Source organism: Pseudomonas sp. CDFA 610, from assembly GCF_021147865.1.
Classification (GTDB): domain Bacteria; phylum Pseudomonadota; class Gammaproteobacteria; order Pseudomonadales; family Pseudomonadaceae; genus Aquipseudomonas; species Aquipseudomonas alliivorans.
Genome location: NZ_JAGTPM010000004.1, coordinates 141,383 through 165,248 on the forward strand (window position 1 = coordinate 141,383; position 23,866 = coordinate 165,248).

Genomic DNA, 23,866 nt, shown 5'->3' on the forward strand with positions numbered 1-23,866 from the left:
AAAGGATGCCATCGCCGGCAAGCCGCCTCCCACGGCCCAGTGTCTGTTGCGAGACAGCACTCACTCAAACCCTCAGCTCGACCTCGCCCAACCGTCCACCCTGTGGCCCGAAGCTGTGTTCGATCATCTGCCGCGTGCCGTCTGCGTTGACGATCAGCACGGTGCTGGCGCGGGTGCCGTAGTTGGGGCTGGCGATGAACACGCTGGACAGCAGCTTCTCGGTGGCCAGGCCCACGCCCGTTTCAGGCAGCTCGGCATCTGCGGCTGGCTGCGGATCCTTCAGCAGCTCCAGTAATCGTTCGGGCCGAGGGTCATCCAGTTGCGCCGTCAGTGCTGCTCTGGCCTTGAGCAGCTTCGGCCAGGGCGTGTTCAGCCCAGCGTTGGACAGCCCGTACACGCCTTCACCCAGCAACCGGGGCGTCGGGTCGGTCGAGTTCAGGTAGTACAAACGCTCTGCGTCACCCGCCAGCAGGTTGAAACCGGTGTATTCACTGGCCCGCGCAGCCATTTCCGCCAGGTAATCCTCAGGCGATTGCTCGCTCGCCAGAAACCTGGCCACCAACTCGCCACGGGAACGCAGGCCCAGCGTCTGGCCCGGATCACGAATATTGGTCACAGCGGCAAAGCGCCCCTGTGCACTGATGCCCATCCAGGTGCCGCCGGCTTCGAGGTCCCGTCCGGCATACATGTTCGGCGCGTCTTCCCATTGGCTCAGTGGCCGGGTAGGGCGTGCATAGAATTCGTCACGATTGGCCGCCACAATCAGCGGCTGGGCCAGGGACGGGCGCCAGGCGAATACGATCAGACACATTCGGTTCTCCTTTTTCCTGAACTGTACGCAGCTTTGATCGGTGGCCGCTAGAGCAACCGGCCGGGCTCCGGTAACATGCCCGCCTGATTCAGTCGCCCGCACGGGCGTTCCAATTGAGGATACGCAATGCTGCCTTACCCGCAGATTGACCCGGTAGCCGTTGCCATCGGCCCGCTGCAAATTCACTGGTACGGTTTGATGTACCTGGTCGGCATCGGTGGCGCATGGCTGCTGGCGTCACGTCGCTTGAATGCATTCGACCCGACCTGGACCAGAGAAAAACTCTCCGACCTTATTTTCTGGCTGGCCATGGGCGTGATCGTCGGTGGGCGGCTGGGCTATGTACTGTTCTATGACCTGCCGGCTTATATCGCCAATCCGTTGCTCATCTTCGAGGTCTGGAAAGGCGGCATGGCCTTCCATGGTGGATTTGTCGGCGTGATGATTGCGGCCTGGTGGTTCGGCAAGCGCAACGGCAAAAGCTTCTTCCAACTGATGGACTTCGTTGCACCGCTGGTGCCAATCGGTCTGGGTGCCGGGCGTATCGGCAACTTTATCAATGCCGAACTATGGGGCAAGCCGACCGATGTGCCGTGGGCGATGGTGTTCCCACCGTTCAGCGACCCTGCACAACTGGCGCGCCATCCGTCGCAGCTGTATCAGTTCGCACTGGAAGGTGTGGCACTGTTTATCATCCTCAATCTTTATGCGCGTAAACCTCGCCCGACCATGGCCGTTTCCGGCATGTTCGCACTGTTTTACGGCATTTTCCGTTTCGTGGTCGAGTTCGTCCGGGTACCGGATGCGCAACTGGGCTATCTGGCGTGGGGCTGGGTCACCATGGGTCAGATCCTGAGTCTGCCGATGATCATCGCAGGCCTGCTCCTGATCTGGTTCGCTTACAAGCGCGCTCCGTCGGCAACCAACGCAGCGGTTTAACACCGAAACGCCGCATGTTCGCGTGTGGCGCTTTCAACAATGCAGGTGATTTATGAAGCAATATCTGGAACTGGTCGCGCACGTGATCAAGCACGGGACCTTGCAGTCCAACCGTACCGGCGTGAACACCATCAGCTTTCCGGGTGCGATGCTGCGTTATGACTTGCAGGAAGGTTTCCCGGCAATCACCACACGCCGCATGGCGTTCAAGTCGGCCATCGGTGAGATGGTCGGTTTTCTGCGTGGCGTGAGCAATGCGGCCGAATTCCGCGAGCTGGGCTGCAAGGTCTGGGACCAGAATGCCAACGAGAACGCTCAGTGGCTGAACAATCCGTTCCGCAAGGGCGAAGATGATCTGGGCGAGATATACGGCGTACAGTGGCGCAAATGGCCTGCCTACAAGCGTATCGACGCCGCCAATGTTGCGGCGATCGAACTGGCGCTTGGTCAGGGTTATCGCCAGATTGCCGAATCCGAAGAAGATGGTCGGGCGTTCGTGGTGCTGTACAAGGCTATCGACCAGATTCGTCAGTGTGTCGACACCATCATCAACGATCCCGGCAGCCGCCGGATTCTGTTCCACGGCTGGAACTGTGCGCAACTTGACGAGATGGCGCTGCCGCCTTGCCACCTGCTGTACCAGTTGCACCCGAACCCGCAGACACGTGAAATCTCGCTGACCCTCTACATCCGTTCGAACGATCTTGGTCTGGGCACGCCGTTCAACCTGACCGAAGGCGCTGCGCTGCTGAGCCTGATCGGCCGTCTGACGGGCTACACGCCGCGCTGGTTCACCTATTTCATCGGTGATGCCCACGTGTATGAGAACCATCTGGACATGCTCAACGAGCAGCTCACCCGCGAGCCGTTCCCGATGCCGAAACTGAAAATCTCCGACCGCGTCCCGGACTTTGCGAAGACCGGTGTGTATCAGCCGGAGTGGCTGGAACTGATCGAACCGTCTGACTTCACCCTGGAAGGGTACGAACACCACCCGGCGATGACCGCGCCGATGGCCGTTTAAGCGCCGATGACGATTGTTCCCCATGCGCTGCGTGGGGACGATCATCAGTGTGGGATTAAACGGTCAGGTCAAACCAGCACGATCTGATTCTTGCCCTGACGCTTGGCCTGATACATCGCGGCGTCGGCGCGGCCGTAGAGGGCTTCCAGGCTGTGGTCGTCCTTGGTCAGGTTGGTCAGGCCCTGGCTGGCGGTGATGCTGAAGGTGCTGTTGCCGCACTGGAAGCTCTGTCGCTGGATCTCGCGTTGCAGGCGCTCTGCGATCTGCATGGCCATTTCGGGTGCGCAGCCGGGAAAGACCGCTGCAAACTCTTCGCCGCCAATCCGTCCGAACAGATCCCCGCGTCTCAATGCTGAGCGACCGCTCTCGGCAATGCGTTGCAGCACGGTGTCGCCTTCCTGGTGGCCGTAGGTGTCGTTCACCAGCTTGAAGTCATCAATGTCCAGCAGCAGGAAGGCCAGTGGCGTGCCATTCAGGCGCGCCAGTTCGAACTCGCGCTGGGCGCATTCGAAGAAGTGGCGTCGGTTGCTGCTCTGGGTCAGCACGTCGGTGGTTGCCAGTCGCTGCAGTTCATCTTCGAGCTGTTTCTTCTCGGTGATGTCCTCGGCAATGCCTACCACGACCAGACGCTGTGCATCATCGGTCTGGCGACTGACGAAGCACTTGTCGCTGAGCCAGCGGACTTCACCGTCGGCACGAATGATCCGGTACTCGCGGTCTTCAATGGCGCCTTTCTCGATCACTTCGCTCAGGCTGCGTTCGGCGTAATTGAGGTCATCCGGATAGATGCTGTCGCGCCACTCACCGTAATCGGCCAGCAACAGCCCTGCAGAGCGTCCAAAGATGCGCTCGTAGGCCGGGCTGACGTAGATCATGCGCTGGGTTTCCCAGTCGAACGCCCATAGGACAGCGTTGACGCTGACCAGCAGCGAACTGAACAACTGTTCGCGCTCGCTCAGACGCGCCACTTCAGCCTGTGCATGCATCAGGGCCAGCAGGGTTTCGGCGGCGGCGGGCATTTCGGTAGTGGAAGCGATAGGGCTTTGCTTTTCCATAGAGGCGACGTCTCAAGCAGCGCGCAGCCAGTGCTTGCACGCTCTCCCATTCACAGCGGGAAAGACGATGAGATGTTTTAAAGGGAGGGAAGTTCCGAAACCGGCATGCCCGCAGGGGGCATGCCGATCAACGGTGTCAGGCTTGAGCAGGGCGCAGCGAGTAGGTTTTCAACTGGTCGGCGAAGTCGCGCAGGGACTGAATGCCACTGGCTTCGGCTTCGTGAATCCATTCCTTCATGGCTGACAGCATGTCATGCCCGTTGGTGCTGGTCTTGACCCAGATCTGCTGCAGCGCGAGGCGTTTCTCATAGATCACCTTCAGTGCATGGCTGTGTTCCAGCATGGTCTGGATGCGCACGTGGTGCCGGTCGTCCAGCAGGCTGGTCTCGCGGGACAGCAGGCGCTTGGCGCGGTGGAACTGATGACGGACCGAGGCATCGGCCTTGGCCAGTTCCTGAGTGACCAGTGGACCGATCACGACCTTGCGGTACTGGGCCATGATCTGGAAGCGATTGTTGAGGATCGCCATCGCAGTGTCCATGTCCAGATGACCCTTGCCTTCGACCCGATGGGCGATAGGCGCGACGCGCTGTACCTTGGCCAGACGCAGAAAGCTGAACACCTTGATCCACGCCCAGCCCATGTCGAACTCCCACGGCTTGACCGACAGCTTGGCCGAATTCGGGTAGGTGTGGTGATTGTTGTGCAGTTCTTCGCCGCCAATGATGATGCCCCACGGCACCAGATTGGTTGCCGCATCACGGCACTCGAAGTTGCGATAACCCACGGCATGACCCAGACCGTTGACCACACCGGCGGCCCAGAACGGTATCCACATCATCTGGATCGCCCAGACGGTAATGCCGATAGCGCCGAACAGTGCCAGATCGATGACCGCCATCAGGGCGATACCCAGCATCTTGTAGCGCGAGTACAGATTGCGTTCGATCCAGTCTTCCGGGCAGTTCTTGCCGTAGATGCGCAACGTGTCTTCGTTCCGAGCCTCTTGGCGATACAGCTCGGCGCCCTTGCGCAGAACGGTGGACAGCCCTTTTACAACCGGACTGTGCGGGTCATCGACGGTTTCGCATTTTGCATGGTGCTTGCGATGGATGGCGGTCCACTCGCGGGTGTTCTGCGCCGTGGTGAGCCACAGCCAGAAACGGAAGAAGTGCTTGAGCCCTGCATTGAGTTCCAGGGAGCGGTGAGCGGAGTAGCGGTGCAGATAGACCGTGACGCCGACAATCGTCACATGGGTCATGGCCAGCGTGACTGCTATTACCTGCCAGACGGAAAGGTCGAGCAAACCGTTGTACCACATAGGCTGTTTGGCCCTCGTAAAAATACGCGTGAAGAAAAAAGTAACAACTGCATTATCACTGACATCCCACAGAAAACCAGTCACGCTTTTAGATAAGAGTCGCAGGATGTTTCTTGCTTTATAATTGTGCCCCTTTCATAAGGCCTTGGATTTTCGTGTGACGGACTCTACTGGCGGAGCGCTACGGACGGCCATTCTGTACGGCATGCTGTCCGTTCATTGGTTGCTGGCCTTCGATTGCCTGCTGCCGCTGTTCATCGAAGATTCGGCTCATTTGGCCATCTGGCAGCGTGCGGGCGGCTACGCGTGGGTGTTGATAAGCGCGGTCATGCTCTTCGTCGCGCGTGACCGTTTGATGAAAGCCATCACCGGCAAGGCACAGGTAGCGCGTCATCAAGACGATCATGACCAGCTGAGACTGGCTGCTGCGGTGTTCGACAGTACGCTGGAAGGGGTGCTGGTGACGGACGCCAAAGGGCGGATCGTGCACGTCAACCGGGCTTTCGTGGATATTACCGGCTATCAGCCCGATGAAGTGTTGGGTTTCAACCCCAGCAAATTTCAGTCCGGCCGCCATGGTGCGGAGTTCTATCGGCAGATGTACCGTTCGATCCTCAGCGCCGGTCAATGGAGCGGCGAGATATGGAATCGGCGCAAGAGCGGCGAAGTCTATCCACAGTGGCAGACGATCCGCAGCATCAAGGCCGATGATGGTCAGCCGAAAAATTTCGTCGCGGTGTTTTCCGACATGTCCGCCATCAAGCGTTCCGAGCAGGAACTGGCTCAGTTGGCCCATTACGACGCGCTGACCGGTCTGCCCAACCGTCTGCTGCTCACCGACCGGATCAGTCAGGCACTGACGTCTGCCCGTTCCAGCAAGCGCGGCTGCGCGCTGCTGTTGATTGATCTGGACCATTTCAAGAACATCAATGACAGCCTTGGCCATAACATCGGCGACGAAGTGCTCAAGGCCATTGCCGTTCGACTCGAAGGTGTGATCGAGACGGACATGACCCTGGCACGGCTGGGCGGTGACGAATTTGCCTTGCTGGTCAAGAACTGCCCGCAGATGGTCCAGGCAGCTGCCCTGGCGCAGCGGGTCATCGACGTGCTCAAGGCGCCATTTACCATCGGCGGACAGCAGTTGTTCATCAGTGTCAGCCTGGGCATCAGCCTGTTTCCCGGCGATGCGCTGACCGATCAGCAATTGTTGCGCAATGCCGACTCTGCGCTGTTCAAGGCCAAGAGCAACGGGCGCGACGGCTATGCGTTGTACACCCAGGAACTGACGTCCCACGCCCGTCAGCGGGTGCAACTGGTCAGCGAACTGCGCCATGCCATCGAGCATCAGGAATTGCGCGTCTTTTATCAGCCGGTTCACGACCTTGCCACTCGCTGCATCGTGGGGGTCGAAGCGCTTGTGCGTTGGCAGCATCCGTCACGAGGAATGGTTTCACCGGGTGAATTCATTCCTGTGGCCGAGCAGAGCGGGCTGATTGCCGATATCGATGCCTGGGTGCTGGAAACGGCGTGTCGGCAGATGCTGGCCTGGCAGGCATCCGGCGTGCCGATCCGCTTTGTGGCGGTCAATGTTTCCAGTCGATTGTTCAGCACGGGCGATCTTGACCGTCAGGTCGGTCAAGTGCTGCGTGATACCGGCCTTGATCCTGCCTTGCTGGAGCTGGAGGTGACCGAAAGCGCGGTGATGGAAGACCCCGAGCAGGCCATCGAGCAGTTGCACCGGCTGCGCGAGCTGGGCCTGAGTCTGGCCATCGATGACTTTGGTACCGGCTACTCCTCGCTGCTCAGGCTCAAGCGGATGCCGGTCCAGAAGCTGAAGATCGATCAGGGCTTCGTTGCGGGGCTGCCAGGCGATGACGACGACATCGCGATTGTTCGCGCGGTCATCGCGCTGGCGGGCAGCATGGGCATGCGAGTGCTGGCCGAGGGTATCGAACAGGCCGAGCAGGCGGCGTTTCTGTTCGATAACGGTTGTGAGTTGGGCCAAGGCTACTGGTTTGGTCGGCCGGTGCCTGCCGAATCGATCAATTGGGCGCATGCCCCGAACTTCCTCACAGCCCCGGTCTGACGGGCTCTGACGCGTCTGATTCATGTGCTGGCCGGACGTGCAATGCGTCCCGCCACTGCATGACGTCGCCTAATTTCTTTTGGTTATATCTGCATTCTTAAATAGTCTTTTTAAGAATATCCGCTCCTCACTACTATTGCCTTATCGCCACATGCCAGCGCTTCAGGTGCGACGGCAGGCTCCACTTTCAAGGAATACGATAATGAGCGCATCTCTACGTAGTGTTGACGGTCAGGACGAAGCGGCAATTTTGCGTGAGATTCAGAGTGCGTTGCGTGACCTGCGCTTTGGCGCCGTCGAGATCACTGTGCACAACGCACAGGTGGTGCAGATCGAGCGCAAGGAAAAATTCCGTTTGCAGAACCCAGGTAACAAACCGGGCTGATACAGCGCCGGATGAAATAACCGAATGCGATACACCCCCTGACAAGCAGCGCGCCAGTGTGAATCTCACGCTGGCGTGCGACGAAAAAATCAAAAAAAGCCGACACACAGAATTTCCAGGAGCTTCACCTATGTCCATTCGCCGTTTTGCCCTGGCCGCTCTCGCCAGTGCTGTATTTGCAGGTTCCGCAGTCGCCAAGGACTACGAGCTGCTCAACGTGTCCTACGACCCGACGCGTGAGCTGTATCAGGAGTACAACGCAGAATTCGCCAAGCATTGGAAACAGGCTCATCCGGACGACACCGTGACCATCAAGCAGTCCCATGGTGGTTCGGGCAAACAAGCCCGTGGCGTGATCGACGGCCTGCGTGCCGACGTCGTGACCCTTGCGCTGGCCGGTGACATCGATGAGATCGCCAGGCTGGGCAAAACCCTGCCTGAAAACTGGCAGACCCGCCTGCCGGATGCGAGCACGCCGTACACCTCGACCATCGTGTTCCTGGTGCGCAAGGGCAATCCCAAAGGCATCAAGGACTGGGGCGACCTGATCAAGAAAGACGTCTCTGTCATCACGCCCAACCCGAAAACCTCGGGCGGCGCGCGCTGGAACTTCCTGGCTGCCTGGGCCTATGGCCTGAAGGCAGGCGGTGGCGACGAAGCCAAGGCCAAGGAATACGTTCAGACCCTGTTCAAGCACGTGCCGATTCTGGACACCGGCGCGCGCGGCTCAACGATCACCTTCGTCAACAACGGTCAGGGTGACGTGCTGCTGGCGTGGGAAAACGAGGCGTTCCTGGCGCTGAAAGAAGACGGTGGTGCGGACAAGTTCGATATCGTCGTACCGTCGTTGTCGATCCTGGCCGAGCCGCCGGTCGCGGTCGTCGACAAGAATGCCGAGAAGAAAGGCAATACCGCCGTCGCGACCGAGTACCTGAAGCACCTGTACAGCAAGGAAGGTCAGGAAATTGCCGCGAAAAACTTCTATCGTCCACGTGACAAAGAGATCGCCGCCAAATACGAGAAGCAATTCCCGAAACTGGATCTGGTGACTATCGACAAAGACTTCGGCGGCTGGAAGACTGCGCAGCCGAAGTTTTTCAATGACGGCGGCGTGTTCGACCAGATTTATCAAGCGCAGTAACCGAGTGACGATACCGCCGTTCGCAGGCGGTATTGCCCGTTGGTAAAACAGCCCGGATCAACGTCCGGGCTTCGTGCAAGTAAAACCAGGGACTTCTATGTCGCGTCGTATCTCCCCCGTCATACCCGGCTTCGGGCTGACGCTGGGCTACACCTTGGTGTACCTCAGTCTGATTGTGCTTATACCGCTGGCCGCCATGTTCGTGCATGCCGCACAGCTCACCTGGGATCAGTTCTGGACCATCATCACAGCGCCCCGCGTGCTGGCAGCGCTCAAGCTGAGTTTCAGCACCGCGTTCTATGCGGCAGTCATCAACGGCGTGATTGGTACGCTGCTGGCGTGGGTGCTGGTGCGTTACACCTTCCCCGGCCGCAAGATCATTGATGCGATGATCGACCTGCCGTTTGCCCTGCCGACGGCTGTGGCCGGTATTGCCCTGACGGCGCTGTACGCGCCCAACGGCTGGGTCGGGCAATTCGCCACTGACCTGGGTTTCAAGATCGCCTACACCCCCCTTGGTATTACTCTGGCGCTGACCTTCGTAACGCTGCCTTTCGTGGTGCGCACCGTTCAGCCGGTGCTGGCCGATATCCCGCGTGAAGTCGAAGAGGCCGCCGCCTGCCTGGGTGCTCGCCCGCTGCAGGTGTTCCGCCACATCCTCGTGCCCGCGCTGCTGCCTGCCTGGCTGACCGGCTTTGCGCTGGCGTTTGCTCGTGGCGTGGGCGAGTACGGCTCGGTCATCTTCATTGCTGGCAACATGCCGATGAAGACCGAAATCATGCCGCTGCTGATCATGGTCAAGCTCGACCAATACGACTACACCGGCGCGACCTCCATTGGCGTTCTGATGCTGGTGGTTTCTTTCATTCTGCTGCTGCTGATCAACCTGCTGCAGCGGCGCATCGAAACCCCATCCTGAGGAGGCGAGCATGTCTTATTCATCGGTATCGGCTGCGGCCTCCGCCAACGACGCGCGTCGTGGCAATGCTGTAGCACGTCGTATCCTGATCGGCCTCGGCTGGCTGATCTTCGCCCTGTTTCTGGGGTTGCCGTTGTTCATCGTGGTCTCGCAAGGCCTGAAAAACGGTCTGGGCGCATTCTTCGAGGCGGTGCTCGAGCCGGATGCGTTGTCGGCGCTCAAGCTGACCGTCATTGCCGTGCTGATCTCGGTACCGCTCAACCTGGTGTTCGGCGTCAGCGCCGCATGGTGCGTGAGCAAGTACTCGTTTCGTGGCAAGAGCATCCTGGTTACGCTGATCGACCTGCCGTTCTCGGTATCGCCGGTGATCGCCGGTCTGGTCTATGTGCTGATGTTCGGCGCCCAGGGTCTGTTCGGGCCGTGGCTGCAGGATCACGACATTCAGATCGTCTTCGCCTTGCCGGGCATCGTGCTGGCAACGATCTTTGTGACCGTACCTTTCGTGGCGCGTGAACTGATCCCGCTGATGCAGGAGCAGGGCACGCAGGAAGAAGAGGCGGCGCGCCTGCTGGGTGCCAATGGCTGGCAGATGTTCTGGCATGTGACGGTGCCGAACATCAAGTGGGGCCTGATCTACGGCGTGGTGCTGTGTACTGCGCGGGCGATGGGTGAATTTGGCGCGGTGTCGGTAGTGTCCGGCCACATTCGCGGCGTCACTAACACCCTGCCGCTGCACGTCGAGATCCTCTACAACGAATACAACCACGTTGCCGCTTTCGCGGTGGCGAGCCTGTTGCTGATCCTCGCGCTGTTCATCCTGCTGCTCAAGCAGTGGAGCGAATCCCGTATTAACCGTCTGCGCCATAACGCGGCGGAGGAATAATCATGTCGATCGAAGTCCGTAACGTCAGCAAGAATTTCAACGCGTTCAAGGCCCTGAACAGTATCAATCTGGACATCCAGAGTGGCGAGCTGGTCGCTTTGCTGGGTCCGTCAGGCTGCGGCAAGACCACCTTGTTGCGCATCATCGCCGGCCTGGAAACCCCGGATGCCGGTAGCATCGTGTTCCACGGCGAAGACGTCTCCGGCCATGACGTGCGTGATCGCAATGTCGGTTTCGTGTTTCAGCATTACGCGCTGTTCCGTCACATGACCGTGTTCGACAACGTCGCGTTCGGCCTGCGTATGAAGCCCAAGCGCGAACGGCCCAACGAGACGCGGATCGCCGAGAAGGTCCACGAACTGCTGAATATGGTGCAACTGGACTGGCTGGCGGACCGTTATCCAGAGCAGCTTTCCGGCGGTCAACGCCAGCGTATCGCACTGGCCCGTGCCCTTGCTGTAGAGCCCAAAGTGCTGCTGCTGGACGAGCCGTTCGGTGCGCTGGACGCCAAGGTTCGTAAGGAACTGCGTCGCTGGCTGGCGCGTCTGCACGAAGACATCAACCTGACGTCGGTCTTCGTGACCCACGATCAGGAAGAGGCCATGGAGGTGGCGGATCGCATCGTGGTGATGAACAAGGGCGTGATCGAACAGATCGGCTCACCGGGTGAGGTGTACGAGAATCCGTCCAACGACTTCGTTTACCACTTCCTCGGCGACTCCAATCGCCTGAGTCTGGGTGATGACGGCCACGTCCTGTTCCGCCCGCATGAAGTGTCGTTGTCACGCCAGGAGCTGGAAGACCACCACGCCGCTGAAGTGCGTGACATCCGCCCGCTGGGCGCGACCACGCGGGTCACGCTCAAGGTCGAGGGGCAGAGTGAGCTGATTGAGGCCGAAGTGGTCAAGGATCACGACAGCCTGGTGGGTCTGGCACGGGGTGAGACCCTGTTCTTCAAGCCCAAGGTCTGGCAGAAGTTGTGAGGTACTTAAGCTGATCGCCCGCGGGTTATGCGCTCTGATTGAACGCATAACCTGTGGGAGGCTGTGAGTTAAATCGCAGCCTTGCGCACGTTGCGTCCTACCGGGCCAGCACGCTCCTCGATGGCGTGCTGCAGAGGTTTCAGCAGGCCCATCAGGAAAGCCAGTTCTGCCACCACGAACAACGGGCCGATGATCAGGCCAGTCACGTCGTCGATGAACGCCGGTTTGCGGCCTTCGTAATAATGACCGATGAACTGGATGATCCAGCCAACCACAAACAGTCCCACACCCGCACTCAGCCAGACCATCGTCGTCTGCTGCGCCAGATTCGCGCCCGCCCAGATACACAGCAGCAGAAGTACTGCCATCACCACGCCGAGCACTCGATCCAGTCGCAGGTAAAACACCGTTGAAGCCAGCGCCACCAGGGCCGCAGGCGATATCCAGATGCCGCCCACCGACCACCCCGGTCGGGACAAAAGTACGGCCACCGCCAGAACAATCAGCGGGATACCTATGAAGTGGGTCACGATATTGCGCGAATCGCGGTGATAGGACGCATATTGGCTGAGATGGTCGACAAGGTTTTTCATTATTATTCCTGCCTGAAACGCTGATCCGGGTTGTTCACCGTATCGCTTTTGCAATACGACTGCCTGGAAAACAAGGGAGCAAATATGACAAATGGAACGTTATGGCGGTCACGATTGCTGTCCGATTACTGGTTTTCTCATCTGCCCGCCGGTTTGCAGGATAGCCTGCTGGACGCCGCTTTCCAGATTCGCAAGACGCCCGGCAAGACACTCTTCAAAAAAGGCGATCCGGCGTGCGGTCTTTACGTGTTGGTCGAAGGCAGTGTGCGTGTCGGTCCTGTTGCTGACCAACGTCTGGTGCCACGTCTGGAGCCCGTTCGCTTGCCTTGCTGGTTTGGAGAAGTGTCGTTGTTCGACGGGCTGCCGCGCAGATTCGACGTGGTATCACAGGAGCAGACGATCTTTCTGCATGTTCCACAGCGCGTGCTAATGGAATTGCTCGATCAGCATCCGCACTACTGGCGCTCGTTTGCCGTTCTGCTCAGCCACAAGCTTGGGCTGCCGATCCCGCGTCCTGAGGAGATGGCCCGATGGCCGGCCAGGCATCGGGTTGCGTGGCGGCTGCTGATGTTGTCCGAAGGCTATGGAAGTCTGAGTCATGCGCGACGTCTGATCACGCTGGACGAAATCCAGCCGTCCTCTGATCTTTCTCCGGCTGTTTTGCTTGAGGTGCTGCAAGACCTGCATCAGCGCAGGATCGTGCGTCTGGGGGAAGGGCAACTGGAAGTCTTCGAGGTGGAGAAACTGCGCAAGGTGGCGAATTTTTCCAAGGCCAGTGCCGTGTGTTGAAGGTGCCGACCTCGGGGTATCCGACACCGATCGTGCGGACGTTCCAGTTCAGGCGAAGAAGTGGATCATCAGCGCATCAAATCACTTCGGTACTGCCCCGGCGTCATTCCGGTCCAGCGCTTGAAGGCGCGACTCAGGCTGTCGATGTCGGCGAAACCCAGCAGATAGGCGACTTCGCTCAGTGAGCTGTGCGGATCACTCATGTGCAGCAGTGCCAGATTCTGGCGACATTGGTTGAGCAGCAAGTCATAGCGACAGCCTTCGTCGGCCAGGTGCCGTTGCAGGCTGCGCGGGGTCAGGTGCAGGGCTTCGGCGATGCTTTCGGCAGAAGGTTCGCCGTCCGGCAGCAGGGTTTCGATGGCCGAGCGCACGCGCTGCTCCCAGATCAGCGATGGCAAGGGTTCTGCGCTGGGCACCTGTTCGGCCAGTACAATCGGGTTTTCGTCCAGATGACTGTCGAAGTCATTGCAGGCAAATTCCAGTCGGTTCTCCGGCGCCGAGAAAAAAAGCGGCGCTCGAAACAACTCGTGCCAGGGGTGTGGATTTTCAGGCGGTGGACGTTGCAGGTGAACGGCCAGCGGTGCGTAATTCCTGCCCAGCCTGTTGCGGCAGGTGCGTACATAAATGGCGGCAAAGGCATCCAGCAGTTCATGGGGCGTCGACTGGCAGGACGCGGGCGCGGTGAAGCGGAATTCGTAACGCTCGCCTGCAGCTCTGAAGTCTAGTTCCAGTGAATCCTCGGCCATCGAGTGATAGCGCACGATGCGTTCGAAAACCTCGCGCAATGAGCCGCTGGCCACCAGCGTGTAACCCAATGCATGAAACGTGGTGGGACTGACAAAGCGCGAGACCCGCAACCCCAGCGCTGGATCGCCGCTGGCCTGCACGGCCAGTTGCCAGAGCTTCGCCGTGGCGCTTGCTGCAAAGCTGGCATCGGGGTCATTGAGCTGCTGCGTATCGACGCCTGCTGCCTGGCACAGATCGTCACTGTTCAGGCCAAGCGCATCCAGTTGCTTGCGCAGCGCACGGGTCCAACTGGCGAGGCTGCTTGGCTCAGGCATGCGGGCGACCCTTCCTGTCTTCGACTGGCATTCAACGTCGGTCTGTGCCGACAAGGCATCAATGGGCAACTCCTTTGCCTGACGCTGCCTCCAGAGAATGGAAGCTTTTATGACATTTTTGCAAGTGCTGCCTGACTGAATGCAAGGCTTTACACGCAAGAGCAACCAGCAACGCGCTAAAAGTTCAGGTCATCGTATGACAGGGTCCGCACGGCTTGGCGCATCAAGCGTGTTTTTTACCGATTAAACGGTGCTATCGAGCAATTTCTGCATTTGACACGCTCAGGGCAAATGACTATAAATGCGCCATGTTGTACGACAACATCTAGCTTTCAAAAAATACAATCATAAAAATAATTCAAAGAGTAACAAATCCATGTCCAACGTCCATTCCCCGCTCGGAATCCAGTCGAAATGGTGCGAAAAACACGGCAAAAAAGCCGTAATTCGCCAATTGTGCATCCATTACGCTCTTTCAGTATCAGTAACCTGAAGTTACAAATTCAGTCGCTCCCACGGTCAAGGCTGCGGGACGCTCGTCGCCAATCCAAGAATAAGCAGGGTGAAGAGATGAAAGTAAAAGGCATTCGGTGGTGGATGGTCGGGCTGGTCACAGCCGGTCTGGTCGTCAACTACCTCGCTCGCAACACATTGTCTGTCGCAGCGCCGACGCTCATGAGTGAGCTGAGCATCTCGACCGAGCAGTACGCGCACATCGTGGTCGCGTGGCAGATGTGTTATGCACTGATGCAGCCGATTGCCGGTTACATCATCGACGCCATCGGCACCAAAATGGGCTTTGCGATCTTCGCCGTGGCCTGGTCTGCAGCCTGTGCGGCGGCTGCGTTTGCCACTGGCTGGCAGAGTCTGGCGATTTTTCGCGGATTGCTCGGCCTGACCGAGGCGGCGGGTCTGCCTGCCGGGGTCAAGGCCACCACTGAATGGTTTCCGGCCAAGGAACGTTCAGTCGCCATCGGCTGGTTCAACATCGGTTCGTCCTTCGGTGCTTTGCTGGCACCACCGCTGGTGGTGTGGGCCATCCTGCACAGCGGCTGGGAACTGGCGTTCCTGATCGTGGGCGGTCTGGGCATCATCTGGAGCGGCCTGTGGCTGTTGCTGTACAAACACCCACGTGACCAGAAACGCTTGAGCGACACCGAGCGCGATTACATCCTCAGCGGTCAGGAAGCACGTTTGAAGGACGCTCCGGCGCAGAAGGGCAGCTGGAAAAAGCTGTTCAGGAATCGCAATTTCTACGCCATTGCCTCGGCGCGGATTCTGTCCGAGCCCGCTTGGCAGACGTTCAATGCCTGGATTCCGCTGTACCTGATGACCGAGCGGCACATGAACATCAAGGAAGTCGCGATGTTCGCCTGGCTGCCCTTTCTGGCGGCAGACATCGGCTGCGTGCTGGGCGGCTACCTGAGCCCGCTGTTTCACAAATACTGCAAGGTTTCGCTGTTCACCTCGCGCAAGATGGTCATGTTGTTCGGTTGCTTCTGCATGATCGGCCCGGCGTGCATCGGGCTGGTTGCGAGCCCTTACACCGCCATCGCGTTGCTGTGCATCGGAGGCTTCGCCCACCAGACCTTGTCGGGCGCGCTGTACTCGATCACTTCGGATTCGTTCGGCAAGAATGAGGTGGCAACGGCCACCGGCATGGGCGGCATGTTCGGTTTCCTCGGCGCGGCGGCGTTCACCATGGTGTTCGGTGTGCTGGTCACCAAGATCGGCTACAGCCCGCTGTTCGTCGTGCTGGCAATCTTCGACATCATTGCAGCGTTTGTGGTCTGGACCGTGGCGCGTGAAGTCACCCAGAAAGACGATCCGCTGATCGTGAATGACATCGCACCGGACACCCGCCCCGTGCCTGCGACCTGATGCGGCGTCGCACAGTTGTCATAAAGGCCGGTTAACCTTCGCACTGTAGTTTTTTATTCAGGGCCGTTCCTTCAAGGCAGGGAGCGGTCCTTTTTTTGCCTTCAGCTTTATATTCTTTTTAGGAATTAATAAATATCTTCTTATTCCTTAACGAATATAAGTTCCGTCCCTATACTCGCCCCATGAACGCATACGTGCAGGAGGCGAATCCATGCATAACGAGTCGATCCGGTATCTGATCCTGCCAGGATGGCAGGGGTCCCCTGATAATCACTGGCAAACCCACTGGCAGAACAGCCTGCCCAACAGTGCGCGCGTCGAGCAGGCTGACTGGCTCAAGCCGCGCCGTGAAGACTGGGTGGGTGAGTTGCAGCGCGCCATTGCTGCACAAGACACGCCCGTGATCCTGATCGCTCACAGCCTGGGTTGCATCACCGTCGCGCATTGGGCGCAACTGGCTCCGCTGGAAACGTTGCGTCAGGTGCAGGGCGCGCTGCTGGTAGCGCCTGCCGATGTGGATCGTCCGAACTGCCCGCCTGCGTTGCGCAACTTCTCCCCGATACCCACCGACCTGCTTCCGTTTCCGACCCAGATTGTCAGCTCCGACAACGACCCGGCCGTCAGCTCGCAGCGGGCGATGGAAATGGCCCGTCATTGGGGCGCCGAACTGGGGTTTCTGAGCGAAGCCGGGCACATCAACGTCAAGTCCGGCCACCAACGCTGGGAGCAGGGGTTCGCTTATCTGTACCGTCTGCAAAATCGTCTGGAGCAACACGCGCGTCGTCGCGCATGACCGGATTGCCTTGTACTGCGGGCCATCCGGCCCCGTTTTTTCAACGCCTGAGACCGTGAACGGCTCGGGCGGGAGTGCGTCATGAGCCTTCACGAAACCTTCGGTCAGCCGCTGCTGACCTTCCCTGATTCCGACAAAAGCCCGCTGAGCATTCGTGCCAAGGCGCTGGTCTTCATCGACCCGCGTTCGCGCCAGTTGCGCGAGGAAATGGAATTGCTGGCGCCGCGTTCGCTGCCCGTGTTGATTCGCGGGGAGTCGGGGACGGGCAAGGAGTTACTGGCGCGGCATATCCATCGCGGCAGTGATCGCTCTGGCCTGTTCGTCTCCGTGAACTGCGGCGCCATCAGCCCGACCTACGCCGATGCCGAGCTGTTCGGCTACGCGGCAGGAGCGCACAGCGGCTCGGTCAGCAGTCGCGCAGGCTGGTTCGGTTCGGCCAACGGCGGCACCCTGTACCTGGATGAAATCGGTGACTTGCCACTGCCCATCCAGGTGAAGTTGCTGGCGGCGCTGGAGAATCACGAAGTCACCCGAGTAGGTGCGCATCAGCCCAGTCCGGTAGACGTGCGGCTGGTGGCGGCGACCAGTATCGATCTGGCGCAGGCGGTGGCGGCCGGAAAATTCAATGAGCGGCTTTACGACTATCTGCGCGAAGGAAAACTCGACCTGCCAGCGTTGCGCGAGCAGCCCGGCAACATCCTCCCGCTGGCCGAGTACTTCGTCGGTATCTACAGCCAGCGTCTGAATCTGCCTGTGCAGCTGGTCAGCGAGGCCGCGCAGAAAACGCTGGAAGCCTACAGTTGGCCTGGCAATACCCGCGAGCTTGAGAACGTCATCCATTTTGCGCTGCTGGTCAGCCAGGGTGACGAAATCCAGCCCGAAGACATTCACCTGCCCAAACTCGCCAGCCCTCTTGCTCAGATCGAGCATCAGGCCCGGCGGCTGCTCGCTGAAGACGATCCCGGGCAGCTTGCTGCGCTCAGGCAGTTATTGGAAACAATCAGCGAACGGCTTGAGCAAGACCCGGCATAACCCTTGTCGCAGAGCGCTGCTGATGAGGTGAACAGGACTTCGAGAAAAAAAGCATAAGCATTTGCTTAAAAAGTCTTTTCTCGGAATAAGAAATCTCGGTAATGTCCACAGGATGTCGCAGCACGGGATAGCGCCGCGGCAAACCACTGAAAAGTCGTCATTTTTTGTGACGCTCACGGATTCGCTAAGGACATTGCATGAAAAAGACGTTGTTGATGACCGCTCTGGCGGCTGCTTTCTCGATTGGCCTGGCGCACGCCGGTGAAAAACTGGTTGTGGGCGCCACGCCTGTGCCGCATGCGGAAATCCTTGAGCTGATCAAGCCGACCCTGGCCAAGGAAGGTGTGGACCTGGAAATCAAGGTCTTCACTGACTACGTTCAGCCGAACGTGCAGTTGAGCGAGAAGCGTCTGGACGCCAACTACTTCCAGACCAAGCCTTACCTGGATGGCTTCAACAAAGGCAAGGGCACCAACCTGGTAACGGGTGTTGGCGTACACGTCGAACCTTTCGGCGGATACTCCAAAAAGTACAAGAAAATTGCCGATTTGCCTGAAGGCGCAACCGTTGCCATTCCCAACGAAGGCAGCAACGCCGGTCGCGCACTGCTTCTGCTGCAGAAGAACGGTCTGATCACCCTGAAAGACCCGACCAACGCGCTGGCCACGCCGAAAGACATCGCCACCAACCCGAAGAAACTCAAGTTCCGCGAGCTGGAGTCGGCTGTACTGCCGCGCGCACTGGGTCAGGTTGACCTGGCCTTGATCAACACCAACTACGCGCTGGAAGCCAAACTCAATCCGCAGAAAGACGCCCTGATCATTGAAGGTGCCGATTCGCCGTACGTGAACTTCCTGGTTACCCGCGAAGACAACGCCAACAGCGACGCCATCCAGAAACTGTCCAAGGCCCTGACCAGTCAGGAAGTCAAAGACTTCATCAACAAGAAGTACGACGGCGCGGTACTGCCGGCGTTCTGATTGAACTGATCGCGCCCACGCGCTGCGCATGAGTTGCTGGACACCGCGGCCTCTTCGGGGTCGCGATGTCTCTCAGCACACACGCAGTTGTGGGAGGCGGCTTTCCGGTGATGAAGTCGACGCGATTTATCAGCACAATCGCGTCATCGTTGCTCGCGGGCCCCTCCCACAGATGAAACGGGAGACGGGCTGTTCGATAAGAGCGAGCCTGCTCGCGAAAGCCGTGGGCTGCATCTACAGGGTGCAGGAAAGGCTGAACCAGAATGAAGACCATCAGCGTGCATTTTGCACTAAAAAGAGGCCACTTGGTTTGCCAGGCCCCGCTAACATCCTGCGAGATCACCGTTCAAGGCTTATACCCAACGATAGAAGTCGCTCTATCTTTTTAGTGGCTTCACGCATCAGTTGAGTCAGCAATGGAAGTTCGCGCTCATCTTTACGGTACTGAGGAATAGTGGCTGAAATCGACCCTCGAATTTTACCGTCTACGAAGAAGGGTACCGCCAAGCCGAAGGCTCCGAGCACACGCTCACCCTCACCCGTGGCCCAGCCTCTTTCGTGAATGACCTTTAACTCTTCTTTGAGCACTTCACGCGATGTGATAGTTGCTTCGGTAATTTTTTTAAGCTCAATGGAGTCAACGAGTTCTTTTTCACAAAAGGCTAATACTGCCTTACCCGCTGCACCTGCATAAAGCGGTACTTCTACGTTAACCTGCAGCGTGTACTGAATCTGTCGCCATCCTTGAATGACATCGAGAAACTCAGCTTTCCTGGATGCTTCGTCGTAGGCGAGAAACGCGATTGTCTCACCGGTCTCTTCGACTAAATCTGACAAAATTGGCCGGGTGAGGTCGGCAAGGTTGCGCGAGGCGTTGCCGATCCTGGAGGCCCATCGATAAAGCTTTGAACCTGGAAACAAGGTGGCGTCAGATAAGCTAATAATCCCCGCTTGAACTCCAGATTGTATCAGTCGTTTGGCAGTAGCCTCATTGCATAAGAGTTGCTCAGGCAATCCCACAGTGTCTTTCAGTCCGTCCGGAAAAGCGCAGGCCAACAGTAAAAGCCTTTCGAGACGAGTAACGGTGGACTTAGTCTCCTCGTTCAATATGTAAGGCGCTCGCTGAAGGCTGCCCACAATTTTAGACTTTACAGTCACGTCTATTTCTTCAGCAACGCGTTGCACATCTGCATCAATCTGCGAATTCGTTTTTGATCCGGTGCTCCCCACCGAATGGACAGAGATGCACACGATTAATCCATTTGCAAGACTCTTTGTGGCCATCGACAACGCGCTGGGAAATTCGGCCTCCGATAGTAATCTAAGGTGGTGGCACGCACTAAAATCAGCCTCTCGTGCACTGCTCGGCACCGTTGAAAGTGAAGAGTTGGCTTCGATGAATCCAACAAACTGCCGACCGATATCTCCAAATGTAAGCGGAAAGACAACACCCAGTTCAGGCCTGAACGTAAGAGTAACTTTGGCCTCGCGGCAGGCAGCGACGAAATAACCGTTACTGGAAGGGCAGTAGATAGAGACGAGCGCAGTGCACTGTGATGAATCAGCCAGCTCACTCAACAATGCCGCGCTTCGCCCAAGAGGCATACTTGAATCACTGAGCGTTTTGGTAAGGACGTCAATCCTGGGCCCTATGCTGTACTTACCAACTCCAAGCTCACTTGCCAGGCCGACTTCAACCAATGAGACCAGTATCCGATTAACGGTACTCCGACTCTCTGAAAGCTCTGCCGCCAGCTCTCGAACCCCCCATGGCTCACACCCCGCTCTCCTGACAAGTGCATCTACTACCTCTATCAGCCTGGTATGGCTCGATGCAGGGCGCGCGGGCATAGAGGCGGTAATAGAGCGTTCTGACTGAGCCATCTTAAAGAAATCGCGGGTTGGGGGCCCATTCTGGGGGCAAAAGCTGCCCAACCGCAAATCGCACATGGCTGTTGACAAGCGTGTCGTGGTTCTAGAATCTAGAAAAAACAAAAGCAGGACGCTGTCCCATTTTTTGATTGGGGCCGATGTCCGATAACCCGAGGTGCCCATGAACAACAATAACGTTATGGCCGAGCCTGCCGTTCAGACCCTTGAAGAAACGGAGCAGACGAGGAAAGCCAAGAAAGCCACGAGGGCCGCTGTATTCGGAACCTTTGTCGAGTATTACGACTTCAGCGTCTACGGGTATGTGGCTGCAACCCTCGCAATGGTTTTCTTTCCTTCAGATGATGCGACGACCGGCTTGCTGAACACGTTCCTGGTGTTCGGCTCAGCGTTTTTGGTGAGGCCGCTTGGCGCTATTGCTTTCGGCTGGCTCGGCGACAAGGTAGGCAGACGCTTCAGCCTGATCGCCAGCATCACCTTGATGGGGGGCGCGGCCACGCTGATCGGCCTGTTGCCCGGCTATGCGCAGATCGGCGTGTGGGCACCGATACTCCTGGTCGTGCTGCGCATGCTGCAGGGCTTCTCCGCTGGTGGCGAAATCGGTGGCGCTGCGAGCTACATACGTGAGTGGGCTCCGCCCAAACGCCGCGCTTTGTACATATCCTTCCTGCCCTCAATTGCTCAGTTCGGCAAAGGCCTGGCAGCTGCAATTGCGGGTCTGGCTGCAGCGACCCTCACCGATCCGGAAATGCTTTCCTGGGGCTGGCGTATCCCGTTCCTGCTGGCGCTGCCGCTCGGGATCATTGGTCTTTACATGCGATTGAGCATTGAAGACAGCCCGGAGTTCGCATCTAAGAAAAACGATGCCGAAGTCAAGAAAGGGCATCCCTTCGCTGAGTTGATTCGCGACTATCGCAAGCCTTTGGTCAAGGTAATCATGATTGCGATGGTTCAGAACATCGGCACCTACATAGGCACCGTATTTATCGCGGCCTACTTCAGTTCGATTCTGGGCTACTCGAAAGGTGAAGCATCCACCATCGTTCTAATTGCTGTGATTCTCGCCGCATTTTTGATTCCTCTCGCCGGTCAGCTCGGCTCTTATCGAGGTGGTAAATCAATCTTGCGCTACTCCTACGTGGCCTACGCCGTGGTATCGATACCTTCCTTCATGCTGATGCAGCAGGGCTCGGTCAACCTGGCAATGGCTGGCCTGGCTCTCGGCATGATTCCCTACGCCCTTTGCCAAGCTGGTACCTACTCGGTCATGCCGGAATTTTTCCCGATGCATGTCCGCCATACCGGTGTCGCATTCGGCCACAGTGTAGGCGCGGTTATTGGTGGGGGGGCAGGCCCATTCCTGGCGACATGGTTGATTGGAGCAACCGGCAACCAGTCCACACCGGCATTCATTCTGTGCGTATCAGGTCTCTTGGGACTGATCGTTATCTCTACCGTTCGTAACAATGCGCCGGCGGCTGGCGATGACGCAAACACCCACCAATTCTCATAAGGTGCCGATCATGTCTTTGATTTATGTAACAAGCCCTATCCATCCAGAAGTACTGCACGCCCTTTCTTCGGTCGGTGAAGTTCGACTTGGCTATGGTCTGGATGCGGTGTCTTATGCAGACATCCAACAGCAGGTAGACGCCGTATTTTTGCGCGGTGGCCATATCTCTGCCGAGATGCTCACTGCGTCCCCAAAGCTGCGGATCGTTGCCCGACACGGCGCAGGTTATGACAACGTCGACTACAAAGCGGCAGCCGAGTTGGGGGTATGGGTAACCAACACGCCTGGCGCAAACAGAAGAAGTGTTGTGGAGCATGTGTTTGCTCTGCTGCTGGGCATTAGCCGCAAGATCCAACTGGCCACGGATCAGACCCGAAACAACATTTGGGCGGCAGATCGACTGTCTCTCACAGGCATTGAGCTTGAGGGGCGCACCTTGGGTTTGATCGGGTTCGGCGACATCGGTCGGCATGTTGCGCCAGTTGCTGAAGCGTTCGGCATGAAGGTGTTGGCGACAGACCCTGCTTATGATTCGAGCGTTGATAAACGTTTGGTAGACCTCGACACCTTATTGGTCCAGGCAGACGTCGTGAGCCTCCATGTGCCTCTTCAGGCGGGAACCAAGAATCTCATTGGCGGGGCTGAAATCGAGAAGATGAAAACAGGTGCCATCCTGATCAACACCAGCCGTGGTGGCGTGATCGATGAAGCTGCGGTTGCGGACGCCTTGCGTAGCGGCAAGCTGGGCGGCGCCGGTGTCGACGTTCTGGCTGCAGAAAACACCGACATGATCACCCCGTTCAACTGCAACACGTTCCCCGTTGCCGATTTGCCCAACCTGATCGTCACACCTCACGTCGCAGGGCAGACCAATGAATCATTGCTGCGTGTTGGCATGAGCGCTGTCGAAGCGATTTCCGCAGTCTTGCGCAATGAGATACCGCTGCACCCAGTCAACAACCCAGTATTCAAGACGTTCAACTAATCGCGCTTTAAACGGATTCACGCCGAGGTCGCCATGTTTATCAATGTATCTGATGAAAGCATCACCGTGAGCGAAGATTGGGAGCGCGCATCGCTCAAACAGATTGAAGAGATCTCGCATTACCCAGTCGCATTGATCGGCGATGTATTGCAGCGTCTTGGAATGATGGCCTCCGCTATCCATCATGTTGCAGGTAAAGCTTCGTTCTACGGAACCGTACTGCCTATTCTCACTTGGGAAGGTGACAACCTGGCCATCCATAGGGCATTGGACGATGCGAAGCCAGGTGATGTTCTAGTAATCAACGGCAACGGTGAAACCAACCGTGCGGTCTTTGGTGATCTGCTGGGTGAGGTATGTCTCGCCCGTCAAGTCTCGGCAGTGGTTATCGACGGTGCAGTTCGCGATGTTGAAGAACTGAGCGTCATGGGGCTGCCGACCTATGCACGTGCTGTGAATCCAGCCGGCCCGTCCAAATACGGCCCAGGCCAGGTGGGTGCGCCAGTTGCATGCGGAAACGTTGTATGTAACCCGGGCGATGCCATTTTGGGAGACAGAGACGGAATTATCGTCATCAGCCGCCATTTGGTGCCTTCGCTCGCCGAGAAGCTCAAGATTCAGAACGGGATCGAGAATAGTTTCAGAGAGAAAGTTCGAGCGAGCGTCCGCTGAGTGAGAGACGACATTGGTCGCCTCCCTGACGGCTTTGGATCCTTGCGCAGGGAAAGTAGAGAGAGCGGGGAATGGTTTCAACGCGACGGGAGCGTTTCAGAGAGGTCCTACATAGAGCGTCCTAAAA

General features: G+C 58.0%; 22 protein-coding genes. 16 read left to right on the forward strand and 6 right to left on the reverse strand.

The features are described 5' to 3' along the window. Window positions 1-64: 64 nt before the first annotated feature. Entirely contained in the window at window positions 65-811 is a 747-nt protein-coding gene (locus KDX39_RS08600) for an NRDE family protein (protein ID WP_231660040.1), read from the reverse strand. 126 nt (window positions 812-937) lie between these two features. On the opposite strand from KDX39_RS08600, the gene lgt reads away from it, so the two are divergent. Beyond that, window positions 938-1,750, forward strand: a complete 813-nt coding sequence (lgt, locus tag KDX39_RS08605; protein WP_231660041.1) for a prolipoprotein diacylglyceryl transferase — start codon at window positions 938-940, stop codon at window positions 1,748-1,750. Window positions 1,751-1,802: 52 nt separating this feature from the next. Further along, complete coding sequence (locus KDX39_RS08610) at window positions 1,803-2,774, forward strand: thymidylate synthase (RefSeq protein WP_231660042.1); 972 nt, start codon at window positions 1,803-1,805, stop codon at window positions 2,772-2,774. A 68-nt stretch (window positions 2,775-2,842) separates the two neighbouring features. On the opposite strand, the gene KDX39_RS08615 is transcribed toward KDX39_RS08610, so the two are convergent. Together KDX39_RS08615 and desA are read right to left on the reverse strand one after the other, a co-directional pair. Beyond that, on the reverse strand, window positions 2,843-3,829 hold the full coding sequence (locus KDX39_RS08615) for a GGDEF domain-containing protein (RefSeq protein ID WP_231660043.1): 987 nt from the start codon (window positions 3,827-3,829) through the stop codon (window positions 2,843-2,845). A 136-nt stretch (window positions 3,830-3,965) separates the two neighbouring features. Continuing rightward, a complete protein-coding gene (gene desA / locus KDX39_RS08620) occupies window positions 3,966-5,150 on the reverse strand; it encodes a delta-9 fatty acid desaturase DesA (protein ID WP_231660044.1) in 1,185 nt (394 codons plus the stop codon). 157 nt (window positions 5,151-5,307) lie between these two features. Here desA and dibA point away from each other — a divergent pair, with 157 nt between their 5' ends. From dibA to KDX39_RS08650, 6 genes are all read left to right on the forward strand, one after another. Further along, window positions 5,308-7,239 (forward strand): phosphodiesterase DibA, encoded by a 1,932-nt coding sequence (gene dibA, locus KDX39_RS08625; RefSeq protein ID WP_231660045.1) that lies wholly within the window; start codon window positions 5,308-5,310, stop codon window positions 7,237-7,239. A gap of 202 nt (window positions 7,240-7,441) precedes the next feature. Continuing rightward, on the forward strand, window positions 7,442-7,624 hold the full coding sequence (oscA, locus tag KDX39_RS08630) for a sulfur starvation response protein OscA (protein WP_099229308.1): 183 nt from the start codon (window positions 7,442-7,444) through the stop codon (window positions 7,622-7,624). Window positions 7,625-7,754: 130 nt separating this feature from the next. After that, window positions 7,755-8,765, forward strand: coding sequence for a sulfate ABC transporter substrate-binding protein (locus tag KDX39_RS08635; RefSeq protein WP_184322023.1), 1,011 nt, complete (start codon window positions 7,755-7,757; stop codon window positions 8,763-8,765). A 97-nt stretch (window positions 8,766-8,862) separates the two neighbouring features. Then, window positions 8,863-9,684, forward strand: a complete 822-nt coding sequence (cysT, locus tag KDX39_RS08640; protein ID WP_057408445.1) for a sulfate ABC transporter permease subunit CysT — start codon at window positions 8,863-8,865, stop codon at window positions 9,682-9,684. Between the two features lie 10 nt (window positions 9,685-9,694). After that, window positions 9,695-10,567: a sulfate ABC transporter permease subunit CysW gene (cysW, locus tag KDX39_RS08645; protein ID WP_004882801.1), complete on the forward strand. Its 873-nt coding sequence runs from the start codon at window positions 9,695-9,697 to the stop codon at window positions 10,565-10,567. A 2-nt stretch (window positions 10,568-10,569) separates the two neighbouring features. After that, window positions 10,570-11,550: a sulfate/molybdate ABC transporter ATP-binding protein gene (locus tag KDX39_RS08650; RefSeq protein ID WP_099229310.1), complete on the forward strand. Its 981-nt coding sequence runs from the start codon at window positions 10,570-10,572 to the stop codon at window positions 11,548-11,550. A 68-nt stretch (window positions 11,551-11,618) separates the two neighbouring features. Here the strand turns inward: KDX39_RS08650 and KDX39_RS08655 are convergent, their stop codons facing one another. Next, window positions 11,619-12,143: an Mpo1 family 2-hydroxy fatty acid dioxygenase gene (locus KDX39_RS08655; protein WP_231660046.1), complete on the reverse strand. Its 525-nt coding sequence runs from the start codon at window positions 12,141-12,143 to the stop codon at window positions 11,619-11,621. Window positions 12,144-12,227: 84 nt separating this feature from the next. Between KDX39_RS08655 and KDX39_RS08660 the strand changes: the two genes are divergently transcribed. Beyond that, window positions 12,228-12,932, forward strand: a complete 705-nt coding sequence (locus KDX39_RS08660; RefSeq protein WP_231660047.1) for a Crp/Fnr family transcriptional regulator — start codon at window positions 12,228-12,230, stop codon at window positions 12,930-12,932. A 68-nt stretch (window positions 12,933-13,000) separates the two neighbouring features. Here the strand turns inward: KDX39_RS08660 and KDX39_RS08665 are convergent, their stop codons facing one another. Then, on the reverse strand, window positions 13,001-13,993 hold the full coding sequence (locus KDX39_RS08665) for an AraC family transcriptional regulator (RefSeq protein WP_210071701.1): 993 nt from the start codon (window positions 13,991-13,993) through the stop codon (window positions 13,001-13,003). Window positions 13,994-14,590: 597 nt separating this feature from the next. Here KDX39_RS08665 and KDX39_RS08670 point away from each other — a divergent pair. The 4 genes from KDX39_RS08670 (at window position 14,591) to KDX39_RS08685 (ending at window position 18,679) form a co-directional block, all read left to right on the forward strand. Beyond that, the gene (locus KDX39_RS08670) at window positions 14,591-15,874 is read left to right on the forward strand and encodes an MFS transporter (protein WP_180274399.1); all 1,284 of its coding nucleotides are present in this window, start codon (window positions 14,591-14,593) and stop codon (window positions 15,872-15,874) included. Window positions 15,875-16,085: 211 nt separating this feature from the next. After that, window positions 16,086-16,667 carry an alpha/beta hydrolase gene (locus KDX39_RS08675; RefSeq protein WP_184322018.1) on the forward strand — a complete coding sequence of 194 codons (582 nt, stop codon included), beginning with the start codon at window positions 16,086-16,088 and terminating at the stop codon, window positions 16,665-16,667. 81 nt (window positions 16,668-16,748) lie between these two features. Continuing rightward, entirely contained in the window at window positions 16,749-17,699 is a 951-nt protein-coding gene (locus KDX39_RS08680) for a sigma 54-interacting transcriptional regulator (RefSeq protein WP_231660048.1), read from the forward strand. Between the two features lie 197 nt (window positions 17,700-17,896). Continuing rightward, window positions 17,897-18,679, forward strand: a complete 783-nt coding sequence (locus KDX39_RS08685; protein WP_099229317.1) for a MetQ/NlpA family ABC transporter substrate-binding protein — start codon at window positions 17,897-17,899, stop codon at window positions 18,677-18,679. 339 nt (window positions 18,680-19,018) lie between these two features. On the opposite strand, the gene KDX39_RS08690 is transcribed toward KDX39_RS08685, so the two are convergent. Next, a complete protein-coding gene (locus KDX39_RS08690; protein ID WP_331462072.1) occupies window positions 19,019-20,734 on the reverse strand; it encodes an IclR family transcriptional regulator domain-containing protein in 1,716 nt (571 codons plus the stop codon). On the opposite strand from KDX39_RS08690, the gene KDX39_RS08695 reads away from it, so the two are divergent. The 3 genes from KDX39_RS08695 to KDX39_RS08705 are packed head-to-tail and all read left to right on the forward strand — an operon-like array spanning window position 20,733 to window position 23,739. Further along, on the forward strand, window positions 20,733-22,082 hold the full coding sequence (locus KDX39_RS08695) for an MFS transporter (RefSeq protein ID WP_231660050.1): 1,350 nt from the start codon (window positions 20,733-20,735) through the stop codon (window positions 22,080-22,082). The two genes, KDX39_RS08690 and KDX39_RS08695, sit on opposite strands and share 2 nt — an antisense overlap. A gap of 10 nt (window positions 22,083-22,092) precedes the next feature. After that, window positions 22,093-23,067, forward strand: a complete 975-nt coding sequence (locus tag KDX39_RS08700; protein WP_231660051.1) for a hydroxyacid dehydrogenase — start codon at window positions 22,093-22,095, stop codon at window positions 23,065-23,067. Window positions 23,068-23,100: 33 nt separating this feature from the next. Further along, a complete protein-coding gene (locus KDX39_RS08705; RefSeq protein WP_024695687.1) occupies window positions 23,101-23,739 on the forward strand; it encodes an RraA family protein in 639 nt (212 codons plus the stop codon). The last annotated feature ends 127 nt before the right edge of the window (window positions 23,740-23,866 follow it).